The sequence below is a fragment of the Micavibrio aeruginosavorus genome, assembly GCF_051245535.1.
In the GTDB taxonomy this organism is placed as follows: Bacteria; Pseudomonadota; Alphaproteobacteria; order Micavibrionales; family Micavibrionaceae; genus Micavibrio; species Micavibrio aeruginosavorus_D.
Genome location: NZ_CP195303.1, coordinates 1,780,821 through 1,795,782 on the forward strand (window position 1 = coordinate 1,780,821; position 14,962 = coordinate 1,795,782).

The window sequence follows — 14,962 nt, forward strand, 5'->3', positions numbered from 1 at the left end:
ATGATACTATCTTATTCCTGAGTACCCAACCTGCGTAGTCAATGAAGGCTGTACCGAATGTCGCACCCTCCCCTACATCGCCCCCTACATCGCCCCCTGATCCTTGGGCTGTTTGCCGTTTCCACCCTGCTTTTGTCCACGGCCTTGCCGGCCCATGCGGAGCCCCCCACCAGCGCGCTGGTGTCGGAGGATTTGATTGGCGAAATTCGGGACTTTATCGACCGCGACATCGTCCGCCTGTCGATTTTGAACCAGAACCAGAAATACAGCGCCCTGGACCCCGCCGCGATCACCGCGCTGGACGAACAATGGGTGGCCGAACTGAAGGCGGATGAGAAGCCCTTGGTCGCCGCGACGTTGTCCAACCCGCTCTCCACCTATCTCACCCGGATTCAAGCGCACTCCTCCGGCCTGTACACCGAAATTTTCGTGATGGATAAAAACGGCCTGAATGTCGGGCAGAGCAATCTGTCATCGGATTTCTGGCAGGGGGATGAGGGCAAATTCCAAAAAACCTACCCCGTCGGCCCCACCGCCGTGTTTGTCGATGACGCCGAATTTAATGACGGCACCATGACATGGAACGCGCAGGTCAACCTGGCCATCGCGGATGAAGGCGGCAGTGCCGCGATTGGCGCCGTAACGGTTGAGGTGAACCTGACCGAACTGCAACGCCGCATGGATGCGCGTAAGGATGTGAAGAAAGCGGAAGTCGAACCGCAGGCAGAGGCAGAGGCAGAGGCAGAGGCAGAACCTGCCCCTGTAGCCGCCGCAGAGCCGGAACCCGCACCACCCGCCGCCGCTGAAACAGCAACCCCGCAAGCAAGCACCCCGACCGCAGAACCCACAGGTGAGTAATCATGTTACAAAATATGTCGCTACAGAAAAAACTGCTTCTGGGTATGGGCTTCACAATGCTGATCAGCGTTGCGGTCGGTGCCTATATCTTTATCAGCGTGCTGAGCCTGCAAAAAAGTCTGGAATACGTTGAATCCGTCAATCAGGTGCAGAGCGAAGTCTACGCGCTGGAGCGCGATCTGGCCGAGGTGAAAACATCGCTGGCCGACTTCCTCAATTCCGGCGATTTGGCCAAGCGTGATTTGTACCTCAAGGAACAGGCCCAGTTGGAGGCGGAGAAGGACGGCACCATCGCCCTGCTGAAAACCATTGGCGGTGATTATACCGCCAAGGGCGAAACGATTTATACCGACATTGCCGCATGGAAAGACACCATTGTCGCCAAGCAATTGGATTATATGACCCGGCCCGAAACCGTCGATCTGGCCCGCCTGATTCAGGCGTCCGAAGAAAATGCCGCGATCCAGCGCAATCTGACCGAACATTTGAACGCGATTAACACGCCGCTGACCGAATTGTTGCATGACAGTGCGCAATCACAACGCCGCGTGATGACGACAACGCGCATGGTGGTGATCGTCGGTGCCATTTTGATGTTTGCGGCTACCGTGGCCGTGTCCATCTTCCTGGTCCAGATGATCAGCAAACCGCTGGCCCGTCTGGTCGGCGTGACCAACCGGCTGGTGCAGAAACAATGGGACGTGTCCGTCACCGACACCGACCGCAAGGACGAGGTGGGCCAGATGGCCTCCGCCCTGTTGCTGTTCCGCAATAACGGGTTGGAAAACGAAAAATTGCAGGAACAACAACGCAAAGAAGACGAAGCCCGCCTGCAACGCGCGCAGAAGATCGAGGCGCTGGTCGCCCGCTTCCGCGATGATTCATCCGCAACCACCAACGCGCTGGAACAGGCGACGACGGACATGCAATCGGCGTCCGACATGATGTCGCACATCGCATCCAAAACCATGGATCTGTCATCCCGCGTGACCGAGGCCGCCAGCGAAACCGGAACCAACGTGCAAAGCGTATCCGCCGCGACCGAAGAACTGACCGCGTCCATCAATGAAATCAGCGTCCAGTTGAACAAAACCAGCCAGCAATCGGTTGACGTTCAGCGCGCCGCCGAAACCGCCGTGACGCAAATGAAAACATTGGAAGAAACCGCCAACGCCGTGGGCAGCGTCATCCAGATCATTTCCGACATTGCCGAACAGACCAACCTGCTGGCCTTGAACGCCACGATCGAATCCGCCCGCGCCGGGGAATCCGGCAAGGGCTTTGCCGTGGTCGCCAACGAAGTGAAAACACTGGCCAACGAAACCGCCAAAGCCACGGAAAAAGTGCGCGAACAGATTGAAAGCATGCAGGCCCAAGCCCAGGACGCCGTCGGCATGATCGACAACATCTCCACCGTGATCGAGGATTTAACCGCCGCCTCCGCCTCCATCGCCGCCGCGATGGAAGAACAAAGCAGCGCCACACAGGAAATTTCCCGCAGCGTCGCCAACGCCGCCGTCGGCACCGAAGACGTGGTCCGCAACATCACGGAAGTCAACCACTCCACCGAAGAAACCGGCACGACATCCAGCAAGGTGCGCGAGGTTTCCGAAGAACTCGCCAAACGCTCCGAAACCCTGAAAACCAGCATTCAGACGTTTATTGAGTCGATTAAGACGGCGTAGGGTTGGCAGAAAAAATCAATAAAAACCCCTCCCTGTCGGGAGGGGTTTTTTGTTTTACTCACGCCCGGGACTACGATTTGAACCCGACAATAAAAGTCCGGTTGCAACTTTAAAAATTACAATTCAATATACGACGACATAAGAAACACAGCTTTTCCTTTCAGAAAGAACTGGCGAATGAAGCTAAAAATTATCCCGTTAGTTGTTGTTGCCATTGCCTTGTCAGGATGCGTAACAACCCGACCACCAATGACAGACCAACAAATTGCAAACGTGAACGACGCAGCGTTATGTTCCCTATCCAATACAGAAAACGACATAAGAATTGACGCCGAAATCATGTCAAGAAAACTGGATTGTGATCCGGCCGCGCTAGTTTGCTCTGCAAAAGGCCTTAAAAAAGGAACATCAAAATATACGCAGTGTAAAAAAGAGAAGGCTGCCGAAAACAACCTCCAAGCCCAAAAGCGGGCTAACCCGGCCTTCGGATATTGCTACGATAGCGGCTTTGAAACTGGAAGCCAGGCAATGGCAACTTGCATGGCCGCATGGAGTGATCGCGAACAAAAAGCCAAACCCTCTTACACAAGCTGTAGCGCCAAAGGTAACTCTATCCATTGTGCCACTTACTAATCTTCATTGCGGAAAACATGCAAAAAACCACAGCCAAGTGAGGCCATTGTGCCCCTTGGCTGCCCGCCACTCGTTTTCTGTTATAAGCGTTGAGAAATCACATCCACGCGCTAGGCGGGATAAAATTGGAGCGGGTGAAGGGAATCGAACCCTCATAGCCAGCTTGGAAGGCTGGAGCTTTACCACTAAGCTACACCCGCGCTCCGATTGGATGGTCCATATCTAAAGCACGGATGGGCAAAAATCAAACCGAAATCCACGGTTTTCCGCCCGTTTCGCCGCGATCCCGGTCAATTAACAGAATCATAAAGCTTTTCGCCCACAATTCCCCTGAAGAACCATGAGGATTTGCCCGCGATGGCCGATGAACCGAATACCAATCCGGGCACCAACCCGGATCAGGAGACCCCGCTGAAGCCCGTGGGCAAGGCCGGGAAAGTCATTGCCCCGACGGCGACGCAATCGGGTGCGGGGGTGGCGTGGAACAACGGGGCCGCCACCTATGCCGGCAGTGACGGCAAGGACATGTTCAATGGCAGCGAGAAAGACGACATCTTCCTGTCCAACGGATCAACCAAAAATCAAGACACATCCGATCCGGGGCGCGACCGTGAGAGCATGAATGGGCACGCGGGCCACGACGTCGCCATTCTGCCCGGCTTTCGTGAGGATTATAAGGCGGTGATGCCGCACGCCACCCAATATCCGAGCGCCAGTTCGCCGGCATGGGAAAACACCGACACGTTGTATGGTCGCGTGATCGCGTTGGAAAATATTCATACGGGCGAAAGTTACGTGATGAACAATGTCGAATCCGTTGTGTTCGACAAGGGCGACCCGTTCGCGAACCCGAAGCAAGCGGTGAAAGGCCTGCCCGAAAAAATTGAGAGCGGCGCGATGCAGAGCGCCAGCACACAGGAATTGCATTTACAGGCGCAGGCCGATTTATCACCCGCCGAACAACGCGCCGCCAAAGTCGCCGCCACCCGCGAATGCGCGCAAGAGGTGGCCGGACAATATAAACTGGGCATGGGCGTTGAAGGCATGATCGACATGGCCGATAAGGTCGTGCAAAAACTGGATCAAAGCGGGATTGAGGTGGATAGCCGCAAACCGCCGGAAGCCGACCAGCCCACGTCGAATGTTACGCAACGGGCTTTTGCGATGGATATAAAGCCGATGTGATAATCGGAAGGCCCTCTCCCTAGCCCTCTCCCAGAGGGAGAGGGGACATGAGGGGTGAAATTAAAGCTCTCTCCACACAATAATCTCCCTCTCCCTCTGGGAGAGGGTCGGGGAGAGGGCCTTTTTTCAGCGCTTCAACACCGGCACCGCCCGGCCATCCTTGCGGTATTCGCAGGCCGACCCGCCCGCTTCATAAACATTTTTCAAATAATCGAAATAGGATTTCACGGTCGCATAGGTGCGCGGATAATGGCGGGACAGGTTGCTGCCCCCCTGCCCTGAGGCCTCGGCCCAGAGTTCCGCGAACACTTCACGGCGCAGGCGTTGGCCTTCGTCCTGTTTCCCGCCGATACGGATGGGCATGTAATAATCCAGCGCCACCACATCCGGCTTTGTCCCGCGAATATGGCGCAAATCGTCCGTGATGGCGGTGCGGTAATCGCGGCGATCCGTCAGGCGGCCCTCGGCAGGGCCTGCGCCATCTTCAACGCTGTAATTCCCCAGAATATCATCCGCCATGTGTCCGGTTTCATGGTTCGCGATGCGGAACCCGCGCGCGATCTCTTCGTAAAACCCGATGGAGCGATACGTGCCATTTTTATTTTTACGCACATCGGCAAGCATAAAGGGGAAATACAGGCGGCGTTCATATTCCAGATACAGCCCCGGCGTAGTGTAACCATTGGCCGCATTTTTGCGCGACGGCAACGATTCCGCCAGCCCGTACCGCGACCACACAAACACACCGCCGTCATTATAGGTCAGGGCCCGTGTATGGTGCGGAATGGTCGCGTAAATTTTATCGGCGCGCGCGTGCATTTTGGCATCAAAATGGGCCGATTGCATGACGAAGGTCAGCCCCTTCGTCCGGTATTCCGGCGCGGGATCAAGGCCAGAGGTCACGGGGATAATCGCGGCCCGGCGCTGCATTTCCTGCACCGCACATGGCGCGCCAAGCCGCTTGCTCAGGGCCGCATGATCAAAGGTTGCGGCAATATCGGCGGCCTGCACCGCAGATAAACCAAGCCCGGCCACGGCCGCGCAGAAAATTTTCGTAAGGGTCATAAGGCCCCGCCCCTGTTCGTTTTTTATTGTTTGATGGGCGTGACGCTATAACACCCGGGCGCGGGGGTGCAAGAATAAAGAAAAAGACCCTCTCCCCAACCCTCTCCCAGAGGGAGAGGGCTTTTGTTGCGCCTTACTTCCCCCTCTCCCCTTGGGAGAGGGTCGGGGAGAGGGCCTTGCCCTTAGCGCCAGTTGACCTTAATCCCGCCCGGCGGGGTGCCGAAGCTTTTCGAGGCGTTGCCGCCGCGTTTAACCATTTCGGCAAATTCCATGCGGCTGCCATCCGGCAAAGCCCAGCCCGAGCTGCCCTTGGCCAAACAATATTCACCATCCGCAACGGCGAAAATGCCCGTGCCGACCATGGCCACCTGTTCCCGGCCATTGATTTCCACGGTGACTTTTTCGCCGTGGTGCGTATCCAGATCCTTTGGATCGATTGAGCATTTCAAATTGCCGTAGCCGTCGGTGTAGACAACCGCATTTTTCGGCAGCGCATCCGGCACCGTATGCGTGACATCATCACCCAGCAGGCTTTCATCCCCGCGTGCAATCGCGCCCACGGCCACCGGGAAATTATCACGGGACCGGAATTGCGACCCCGCCGCCGACACGTTGATCAGGCGGATGGAATCGGTAAATGGTTTGATCAGGGTCAGGGAATACCCGCTGTTCACCGCAACGATGCGCACGCCGTTTTTCAATTTGGCGTAGACCAGGCCTTCACCTTCGTTATCCACGCGGGCTTGCGCCTTGTCCTTGCGCGGGGCCGTGTTGACGTAGAAAATATGGCGATCACCCAGCGGAGAATTGACCGCCAATTGCGCCAGCATAAACCCCGTGGCAATCGTATCGAACACAGGAACCGACGATAAACGCACGCTGAAATGCGCGTCCGGAATATCCATCAATTGCGCATCCAGACGGTCGGATACTTCGGCAAAGGCCATATCGCCCAATTGGCCGTAATCGCCAATGACCCGTACGAAATATTGTGTTGTCATGTTTGCACCCTTTTGTTGCGTGTTCAGATTTCGAATTTAAAGCCGCGGTCCAGCATATGATCGACCAACGCCAGCGTGTCATCGACAATATCGGCCTGATCATGCGCCAGAATAATGTGCGCGGTATCGGTGCGTTGCAGCCATGGATCGTTATCGATTTTGGCCTTCAGATCATCCAGCGTTTTATAGGGCCAATTGCCCTTGTGCCGCGGCGTGATCATCCAATCCGATGTGGAGAAGGTGAACATGGCATCAATCGCCTGCCCCATCTCGGTATCGCGATACCATGGCAAGGCGACATTGTTAAAGGCAGGTTTGGTGAAACCGTTGGATTTCAACCACAATTGCAATTGCGCTTTTTTGCTTTTGGCTTCTTCGCTGGGTGGGTCCATCGACACGTTCAGGCCATCGGCGAATAATTTAATCACGATATCGCGGTGTTCATCCGGCACCTTTTGGAAATCAACGACCCAACCGCCCGTGCCACGATCCATATGGGGAAAACGGAAATATTTCGGCCATGTATCCATGCCCGCATCGGCCCAGCATTGATCGAGCAGTTTTTGCGTGCGCGTAATTTCCGCCGTGATTTCATCGAACGTAATCTGGCTGGACCGACGGTGGTTATAGGCATGGTTGGCGACAACGAACCCCTTTTTAATCGCGCGCGTGACCGATGTCATGTTATTTTCCAGCAAATCCCCGCGGCAGAAGAAAATGGCCGGCACGCCGGACGCTTCCAACGCATCCACCATGTCATCCATACGGGTTGACGGGGAATCATCAATGGTCAGATAGGCAATACGCTGAGCAGTCATTTTCCATTCTTTCTGTCGCTGCGATCCATCGCAATCAACCCACGCAGGGCAATATACGGGTCATTGACGATAAAAACAGGGGTTTTTTCAAGATCGGCCCGCACGGACGGGGCCGGATTGAGCGTCATAAAATCCAGAACGCGCGCGCCATCGAACAGGCCACGTTCATGCAGCCGCGCCGTCAATCCACCATCCAGATACAATCCGCCATACGATTCCAGCGTAATCGCCACGTTGTGCATGAACAGCCCCAGAAATTCATGGAACAGGCGCAGCGTTTCAACAACGGACGGATTATCCGCATAATCCAGAACATTGGCCGCGTTTTCCAACGGCAACGCATCATCGCCATTCATCTGGCACACGGCGCGGTACAGCGTCGGCAGGCCACGCCCGCTGACCATATCTTCCACAATCACCATACGGTTCAGGCCATTTAATCGGCCAACCAATTCACAGATCAGATGATGTTCATCGTTTAAACACGCCGCCATCATGTGGCCGCCATGCGTGCCCTGCACCCGCCAGCGCCCGTTTTCCAACGGCAACGCATACGCCAACCCCAACCCCGTCCCCGGCCCCAGAATGGCCCGTGGATGATGGTGGTCCGACTGCGCACCCCGGACAACATGCAACGCATGATCGGGCACACAGGTCATGCCCCAAGCCGACGCCGCGAAATCGTTGATAACGCCATGCAACACCATGCCCCGCTTGCGCAATGCCGCCGGGTCAATGGCCCACCCTTCGTTATTGAAGAAACGATAGACCCCATCACCCAAATCATTCGCGGCCGCCGCAACAGCCACGGATTCAACATCATGGACACCACTTTCGGTGCAGTAAAAATTCACCGCATCATAAAGATCGGCAAAATTGGATACAGGATAACGACGCGGATCGATCGGGTCACGACCACCATTGTCCTGCGCCAAACGAATATGCGTTCCGCCAATATCACAAATCACGCGCATTTAATGGTGTACCCCCGGAACGGAATGGCGGCTGTCATCAATATCGCCGAGCGGGTCCATATGGATCATCACTTCAGCATTCGGAAATTCACGGACCAGCGCGATTTCGATATCGCGCGTAATGTCATGCGCGTGCATCAATTTCATATCCGGGTCCAATTCGACATCGAAATAAATGTAAATCTGCATGCCCGAAGCCCGGGTGCGCAGATCGTGGATGCCGTGAATACGCGGTTCGGCGCGAATGATCGCCTCGATCCGCGCCCGGGTTTCGCGCGGCAATTCGCGATCCAGCAGCATATCAATCCCCTGCCGCCCGATGCCCCAGGCCAGCCAGCCCAGCCACCCAGCCACACCGAGGGCAAAAACCGGATCAATCCACCACGGCCCGCCCATGGATTGCACGGCCAGCGCCGCAATCACACCGCCATTCACCACGATATCGGATGAATAATGCGCCCGGTCCGCCTGTACCGCCAGCGATGGGGCCGCCCGCAAAATATGGTTTTGCACCATCACCAGACCGACGGACAGAACAATGGCAATCGCCATGACGATAATGGCCACGCCATGGGCCTGCACATCCTGTGGCTCGACCAGACGACGCAGCGATTCCAGCGCCAGAAACACCCCGGCCCCGGTGATAAAGGCCGCCTGAATCAACGCGGCCAACCCCTCGACCTTGCCATGGCCATGGCGGTGGTTTTTATCGGCAGGCAGAAGGGAAATACGAATGGCCAGCGCATTCATCGCCGACACAACCGCATCGGACAAAGAATCGATGAGCGATGCCAGAATGCTGACCGATCCGGTCATAAACAGCGCGATGGTTTTGATAACGATCAACACGGCCACCGTCACGATGGAGGCGATGGCGGCATGCATGGCGCGTTTGGGTTGGTAGAGGGGTGTTTCATTCATAGCCTGTGCAGGATGCCATGATTTGCCCCCCTGTTCCAGACAGACACAAAAAAAGGGGCGGATTTAACCGCCCCTTTTCGTAAATTTTGCCGTGCGCTATTCCGCCTCGATCGCCGCAAATTGCTGGGCGCGGGTGGATTTAGAGGCCGCACGGTGGTCCTTTGCCAGAATCGTGTAAACGGACGGCAGCACGAACAACGTAAACAGCGTTCCGATAGTCATACCCGATACGATCACCACCCCGATGGAGAAGCGGCTGGCCGCCCCGGCCCCGTCGGCCAGAACCAACGGGATCAGACCCACAACCATGGCGGCCGTGGTCATCAAAATCGGGCGCAGACGCACGCGGGCGGCTTCCTCGATCGCGGCGCGGCGGTCCAGATCATGCTCCACCTGCGCCTTGTTCGCGAATTCGACCATCAAAATCCCGTGCTTGGAAATTAGCCCGACAAGGGTGATCAAACCAATCTGGGTATAGATGTTCATGGTGGCCACACCGATAAACAGCGGCAACAACGCCCCCGAAATCGCCAGCGGCACCGTTATCATCACGACCAGCGGATCGCGCAGCGATTCAAACTGCGCCGCCAGAACCAGGAAGATGGCGATGATGGCGAAGCCAAAGGTGACATACAATTGGCTGCCCTCGTTCACGAACTGACGGGAATCGCTCATCCAGTCATAGCTGAAACCCTTGGGCAACAGCTCGTCCGCTTTTTTATCGAGGAACGCTACAACATCCCCCATCGTCACGCCCGGCAAGGGCACAGCAGAGAAGGTCGCGGAGTTCAACTGGTTAAACTGGACCAGGCGGTCGGGCGATGACCGCATCGTTACACTGGCCACCGTGGACAACGGAACCATATCACCGCCAGCCGTGCGCACGTAATACTGGCGCAACGATTCCGGGGTGATGCGATCTTTTCGCGGCACCTGCGGAATCACGTCATAAGACCGCCCGTCAAGGCTGAACCGGTTGATATAGTTTTCACCCACCATCAGCGCGAACGTATCACCGATCGATTGCATGGTGATGCCCAGCTGGTTGGCCTTGTTACGATCGATCAGAACATCGACGAACGGCGTGTTAAAGTTCAGGTCCGAGTCCGTAACCATGAACAGACCGCTTTGCGCCGCAGATTTTTTCAGATCTTCCATGACGCGGTAAATGGTTTCATACCCTTCGGTCGAGCGGATAACCATTTGCACCGGCATACCACCCGTGGACCCCGGCAACGCCGGCAGGGAGAACGTGAAAACCATCTGCCCGTCGATACTGCCAAGCTGGCTTTGTATGCCTTGCTGGATTTCCGATGCCTTTCGGTCACGTTCGGACCAGTCTTTCAACAGGACACCACCAAAACCGTTGCTGGGCCCATCTGTCCCGACCAGGACGAACGTCGAACGCACCTCGGGCACGTTGCGCATAATTTCTTCCACCTGGCGGCCATAGACCATGGAATAATCCAGGTTGGCATATTGCGGTGCTTTCGTGGACGCCAGCACGATGCCCTGGTCTTCTTCTGGTGCCAGCTCACTGCGCGTACCGGCAAACAGGATGGGCAGGGAAATCAGGATGCACAGGCCAAAGAACAACGTCACCGGCCGGAATTGCAACGTCCCGTGCAGGCGGCGCGCATAGAACGCTTCCAGCTTGCTGAATGTTTTATCCACCTTGCGCGCGAACCAGGTTTCATTCATCCCATGCTTCAGCAGGATTGAACACATCATGGGCGACAGCGTCAACGCCACGATGCCCGAGATAATCACCGACCCCGCCAGCGTAAACGCAAATTCCTTAAACAGGGATCCCGTCACGCCACCCATAAACCCAATGGGCGCATACACAGCGGCCAGCGTGATCGTCATAGAAATAATCGGGCCCACGATTTCACGGGCACCTTCAACAGCGGCCTGAACCGGGGTTTTGCCGTGTTCGATATGGCGGAACACGTTTTCAACCACGACAATCGCGTCATCAACCACCAATCCGATAGCCATCACCATGGCCAGCAAGGTCAGAAGATTGATGGAAAACCCCATCGACAACATAATGAACGCCGCCCCGATCAGGGACAGGGGAATGGTCACAATCGGGATCAAAACCGAGCGGAACGTGCCCAGGAACAGGAAAATCACGACCATAACGATAAGCATCGCCTCGATCAGTGTTTTTATAACCTCGTGAATGGACGCATTGATGAAAATCGTCACATCGAACGGAATTGCAACCTTCATCGAAGGCGGCATCGTCTTTTCCAGGTCGGGCAGCATGGCGCGCACGTCCTTGACGATATTCAACGGGTTCCCGGTCGGCGTCGCGTTCACACCAATATAGACAGCGGGTGACCCATCCATCAATGCGGACTGGTCATAGTTTTCCGCCCCCAGCTCGATCGTGCCGATATCACGCATGCGCACGATACTGCCGTCCGAGCTTTTCACAACCATGTTGGCAAATTCTTCGACGCTCACCAGATCAGTGTTGGTTTCAATGTTGGTGATGATATAGCTGCCCTTCATCTGGCCGGGCGCGGATTGATAGTTGTTTGCGCGGATCGCAGCGGCCACATCGGTGGCCATCATATTGCGGGCCGCCATTTTTTGCGGGTCAAGCCATATGCGCATGGCCAACGTCTGGCCACCAATAATATCCAGCGACGCGACCCCATCAATCGTGGACAACATCGGTTCGACCACACGGTTCAGGTAATCCGTGATCGCGGCAGAGGGCAGCTCCTCGCTGGAAAAACCCATATACATGACGGACGTAACGTCACCGGTGGATTTGAGGATGATCGGATCGTTGGCCTCTTCGGGGATCAGGTATTTCACCTGATCCAGCTTGGCCTGAATATCCACCATGGCCCGGTCGGAGTTGGAGTTCAGGCGCAGGTGCGCCGCGACCGAACTGCTGCCTTGTCTGGATGTGGACACCAGGTATTCAACACCATCCGCCGTGGCAATCGCCTGAGCGATCGGCGTGGTCACGAAACCCTGCATCAAATCCGGTGACGCGCCGGGATAGCTGGTCGTCACGGTGATCACCGCCTGCTCGATCTCCGGATATTGACGGATGGGCAGGTCGAAAGCAGCACGCAGCCCGATCAGCAGGATCAGAACGCTGACCACAAAGGACAGGATGGGGCGTTTGATGAAAATATCGGTGAAAACCATGGTTTTTCCGTTTCTATTCTATAACTGTGACGATGATGCGATGCAGTCCGGCCAGTTTTCTGGCGTTATTCCTGCTTTCCGCTGTCTTTTTTCTTCTCGAAATCTTCGGCCAGCGCATCTTTCGGCGCGATCGTAACCGCCCCGCCGGATGTCAGTTTCAATTGACCGCCAGTAACCACGCGATCGCCCGCTTTCACGCCATCAACGATAACGACCTGATTTTTAAAACGGGCGCCGGTTTTGATGTAGTGACGCGTCGCGGTCAGCGTGGGCTCACCCGCTTCGTTCTTCCCTTCGGTCACGATATAGACAGAGTCACCATAGATGGTGAAGTCCACCGCCGTCTCCGGCAGGATCACCTGATCCGCGCCATCCGGCAGAATAACCGTAGAGCGGGCGAACATACCCGGCTTCAATTTTCCATCTTCGTTCGCCAAAATTGCCTGAACCTCCACGGTGCGGGTTTCATCACCCACTTGCGGTTCAATAGCATTGATCTTCGCAATGAAGACATCCGCCGGATAGGCGTCCACACGCAGCTCAACCTCTTGCCCGACGGCGATGTCGGCCAGCGTTTGTTCCGGCAGCGTAAAGTTCACGAACAATTCGGACAGATCGGTCAGCGTCACGATCGTATCGCCCGGGTTCAGATATTGGCCCAGATTGACCTGACGGATACCCAGCACACCATCGAATGGCGCGCGGATTTGTTTCTGACGGATCACGGCTTCGGTGCGGGCGATGCCACCTTCGGCTTCGTTCAATTCGGCGCGGTCACGGTCAACGGTGGACCGGGTCGATGCCACATCGACCAGCTTGCTGGAACGGGTCAAATTTTGCTGGGCTAATTTTGCCTGGGCCTGGAACCGGGTCAGGTCGCCCTTGTCCGGTTCGTCATTCAGTTGTACCAGCAAATCACCGGCAGCCACCAGAACACCAGCCTCGAACGTAATGTTGGTGACGCGGCCACCCACTTCCGGGGATACCGTCACCTGACGCACGGCCTGCAGCGTTCCGATCCCTTCCAATGTGCGGGATACAGGTTTGGTTTCCGCCGTGACCACCACGACCGGAGCCGGGGGTTGTTGCGACATCATGGCCAGGAACTGCCCCATCATCTTCTTTTTGAAGATGTCATAGCCGATCAATCCCGCAAACAGGATGCCGACCAGAATCAGGACGATGATGAAACGCTTTACCATGACATTTACCCTTTGCCTTTTTATACGCGAGCGCGCGTGTGGTTCACGCCCACCTTGTATATAAACTGTGTGGTTTAGTCTACTTGATTCGCCAGACTCGCACCAGACGAGGACAGAGCGCCCGTCAAAATGCTGAAACTCCTATGCAATATTCTTGCCAGCACAACAGGCCGCCATGGCACTGAGATATGACAAATGTTAGGCTTGTCTATCCCCTTCTATCCCTGCTCTATTCTTGGCCGGGAATCCTCCGCCGCAACCCCGGTTTTCAGGACCCGCAAGGTCCGGGCAATCAAATCATCCGGCATAAAGGGCTTGGTGACATAATCCTGCGCCCCGGCCTCCATTCCGCGGTCAATATCGCGCTGGTCCTTGTGACCGCTGAGCATAATAACCGGAATCGCCTCGGTCGCCGTATTCGACCGCACCCGCTTCAGCAGGGAAATCCCATCCACCTCGGGCATCATGACATCCAGAATAATCAGATCGGGCGCATTGGTCCGAATGATATCGAACGCATCCTTGCCATCCCCGGCCAGCACGACCTTAAAACCGCGATTGCGGAACTTGCTTTCCAGCAATTGCAAAATCAACGGGTCGTTGTCCGCGATCAAAACCGTGTAGCGGCTGGCATCCAGAATTTTTTCCACGCGGGAGACCAGATGATCCGGATCAAACGGCTTCACCACATAATCAATGGCCCCGGAATGCAAGGCCCCCACCACATCCTGCTGCTGTGCCCGGCCGGTCAGCATGACCACCGGCACATCGACAAAGGCCGGGTCCTGTTTCAAACGGCGCAAAACCTCATGCCCGCTTAAACCCGGCATCATGATGTCGAGGATGATCAGATCGGGCACGCCCTTCTGACACAGGGACAAAGCGGCATTGCCATCACGCGCATTGATCACATGAATCCCCTTCTGTGTCAGCTTCAGGGACAGCATCCGGCTCAGGCTTTCATCATCATCAACAATCAAAACATTCAGCACTTCTTTCACCAAGCCATCGCGCGCAGCAGCCTGATCGGCTTGCAGCGCCGGACCATCACCACCCTTGCTGGCCGCAGTGCGGCAGGTGCCCTGCAGAACTTTCATCAGCATTTCAAATTCCGGATAGGATTCATCATTCATCGTGCCGTCTTCGGGCATAGACCGAACCAGACGCTCCAGAAACACATCGGCCTTGCGTCCGGCCTCACTGACCGCAGGAAATCCGAATGTTGCACCCGACCCGGACATGCCATGGGCCAGCATCTGCGCCCGCAGTAAATCATCCTTCGTCAACGGGCTTAGTTGGCGTTGCGCCAGAATGTTATCAATCGCCTCAACCGATTTTTCGAGGCGGCGGATATATTCGTATAAAAGTTTCTGGTATGTCTCTTCGTACGAAGGACGCTTCACCATGTCGATATCATTTGGATTATGGTCTGTCATAATTTTT

At 55.8% G+C, this 14,962-nt stretch carries 12 protein-coding genes and 1 tRNA gene; 4 read left to right on the forward strand and 9 right to left on the reverse strand.

The annotated features are described in order from the left end of the window. Positions 1-57: 57 nt before the first annotated feature. From ACSC94_RS08645 to ACSC94_RS08655, 3 genes are all read left to right on the forward strand, one after another. A complete protein-coding gene (locus ACSC94_RS08645; protein ID WP_435640437.1) occupies positions 58-858 on the forward strand; it encodes a hypothetical protein in 801 nt (266 codons plus the stop codon). 2 nt (positions 859-860) lie between these two features. Further along, the gene (locus ACSC94_RS08650; protein ID WP_435640438.1) at positions 861-2,543 is read left to right on the forward strand and encodes a methyl-accepting chemotaxis protein; all 1,683 of its coding nucleotides are present in this window, start codon (positions 861-863) and stop codon (positions 2,541-2,543) included. A 177-nt stretch (positions 2,544-2,720) separates the two neighbouring features. Then, positions 2,721-3,176, forward strand: a complete 456-nt coding sequence (locus ACSC94_RS08655; protein WP_435640439.1) for a hypothetical protein — start codon at positions 2,721-2,723, stop codon at positions 3,174-3,176. Between the two features lie 126 nt (positions 3,177-3,302). Here the strand turns inward: ACSC94_RS08655 and ACSC94_RS08660 are convergent. Next, positions 3,303-3,376, reverse strand: a tRNA-Gly gene (locus ACSC94_RS08660). 157 nt (positions 3,377-3,533) lie between these two features. Here ACSC94_RS08660 and ACSC94_RS08665 point away from each other — a divergent pair. Then, positions 3,534-4,361, forward strand: a complete 828-nt coding sequence (locus ACSC94_RS08665) for a hypothetical protein (protein WP_435640440.1) — start codon at positions 3,534-3,536, stop codon at positions 4,359-4,361. Positions 4,362-4,487: 126 nt separating this feature from the next. Here the strand turns inward: ACSC94_RS08665 and ACSC94_RS08670 are convergent, their stop codons facing one another. The 8 genes from ACSC94_RS08670 to ACSC94_RS08705 form a co-directional block, all read right to left on the reverse strand. Then, entirely contained in the window at positions 4,488-5,426 is a 939-nt protein-coding gene (locus ACSC94_RS08670; RefSeq protein WP_435640441.1) for a hypothetical protein, read from the reverse strand. Between the two features lie 182 nt (positions 5,427-5,608). Then, positions 5,609-6,427, reverse strand: a complete 819-nt coding sequence (locus tag ACSC94_RS08675) for an SAM hydrolase/SAM-dependent halogenase family protein (protein WP_435640442.1) — start codon at positions 6,425-6,427, stop codon at positions 5,609-5,611. Positions 6,428-6,450: 23 nt separating this feature from the next. Further along, positions 6,451-7,245, reverse strand: coding sequence for a polysaccharide deacetylase family protein (locus tag ACSC94_RS08680; protein ID WP_435640443.1), 795 nt, complete (start codon positions 7,243-7,245; stop codon positions 6,451-6,453). Then, a complete protein-coding gene (locus ACSC94_RS08685) occupies positions 7,242-8,219 on the reverse strand; it encodes a glucokinase (RefSeq protein ID WP_435640444.1) in 978 nt (325 codons plus the stop codon). The genes ACSC94_RS08680 and ACSC94_RS08685 overlap by 4 nt, the downstream gene beginning before the upstream one ends. Continuing rightward, entirely contained in the window at positions 8,220-9,140 is a 921-nt protein-coding gene (locus tag ACSC94_RS08690) for a cation diffusion facilitator family transporter (protein ID WP_435640445.1), read from the reverse strand. 96 nt (positions 9,141-9,236) lie between these two features. After that, positions 9,237-12,317 carry a MexW/MexI family multidrug efflux RND transporter permease subunit gene (locus tag ACSC94_RS08695; protein ID WP_435640446.1) on the reverse strand — a complete coding sequence of 1,027 codons (3,081 nt, stop codon included), beginning with the start codon at positions 12,315-12,317 and terminating at the stop codon, positions 9,237-9,239. A 65-nt stretch (positions 12,318-12,382) separates the two neighbouring features. Then, on the reverse strand, positions 12,383-13,519 hold the full coding sequence (locus tag ACSC94_RS08700; RefSeq protein ID WP_435640447.1) for an efflux RND transporter periplasmic adaptor subunit: 1,137 nt from the start codon (positions 13,517-13,519) through the stop codon (positions 12,383-12,385). 218 nt (positions 13,520-13,737) lie between these two features. Continuing rightward, a complete protein-coding gene (locus ACSC94_RS08705) occupies positions 13,738-14,955 on the reverse strand; it encodes a response regulator (RefSeq protein WP_435640448.1) in 1,218 nt (405 codons plus the stop codon). Between the last annotated feature and the right edge of the window lie 7 nt (positions 14,956-14,962).

Bases quoted from the DNA above. Each gene is read 5' to 3' on its own strand.
- ACSC94_RS08675 (WP_435640442.1), bottom strand. From the start codon at position 6,427: ATGACAACACAATATTTCGTACGGGTCATTGGCGATTACGGCCAATTG.
- ACSC94_RS08645 (WP_435640437.1), top strand. From the start codon at position 58: ATGTCGCACCCTCCCCTACATCGCCCCCTACATCGCCCCCTGATCCTT.
- ACSC94_RS08690 (WP_435640445.1), bottom strand. From the start codon at position 9,140: ATGAATGAAACACCCCTCTACCAACCCAAACGCGCCATGCATGCCGCC.
- ACSC94_RS08670 (WP_435640441.1), bottom strand. From the start codon at position 5,426: ATGACCCTTACGAAAATTTTCTGCGCGGCCGTGGCCGGGCTTGGTTTA.
- ACSC94_RS08705 (WP_435640448.1), bottom strand. From the start codon at position 14,955: ATGACAGACCATAATCCAAATGATATCGACATGGTGAAGCGTCCTTCG.
- ACSC94_RS08685 (WP_435640444.1), bottom strand. From the start codon at position 8,219: ATGCGCGTGATTTGTGATATTGGCGGAACGCATATTCGTTTGGCGCAG.
- ACSC94_RS08680 (WP_435640443.1), bottom strand. From the start codon at position 7,245: ATGACTGCTCAGCGTATTGCCTATCTGACCATTGATGATTCCCCGTCA.
- ACSC94_RS08655 (WP_435640439.1), top strand. From the start codon at position 2,721: ATGAAGCTAAAAATTATCCCGTTAGTTGTTGTTGCCATTGCCTTGTCA.
- ACSC94_RS08665 (WP_435640440.1), top strand. From the start codon at position 3,534: ATGGCCGATGAACCGAATACCAATCCGGGCACCAACCCGGATCAGGAG.
- ACSC94_RS08650 (WP_435640438.1), top strand. From the start codon at position 861: ATGTTACAAAATATGTCGCTACAGAAAAAACTGCTTCTGGGTATGGGC.
- ACSC94_RS08695 (WP_435640446.1), bottom strand. From the start codon at position 12,317: ATGGTTTTCACCGATATTTTCATCAAACGCCCCATCCTGTCCTTTGTG.
- ACSC94_RS08700 (WP_435640447.1), bottom strand. From the start codon at position 13,519: ATGGTAAAGCGTTTCATCATCGTCCTGATTCTGGTCGGCATCCTGTTT.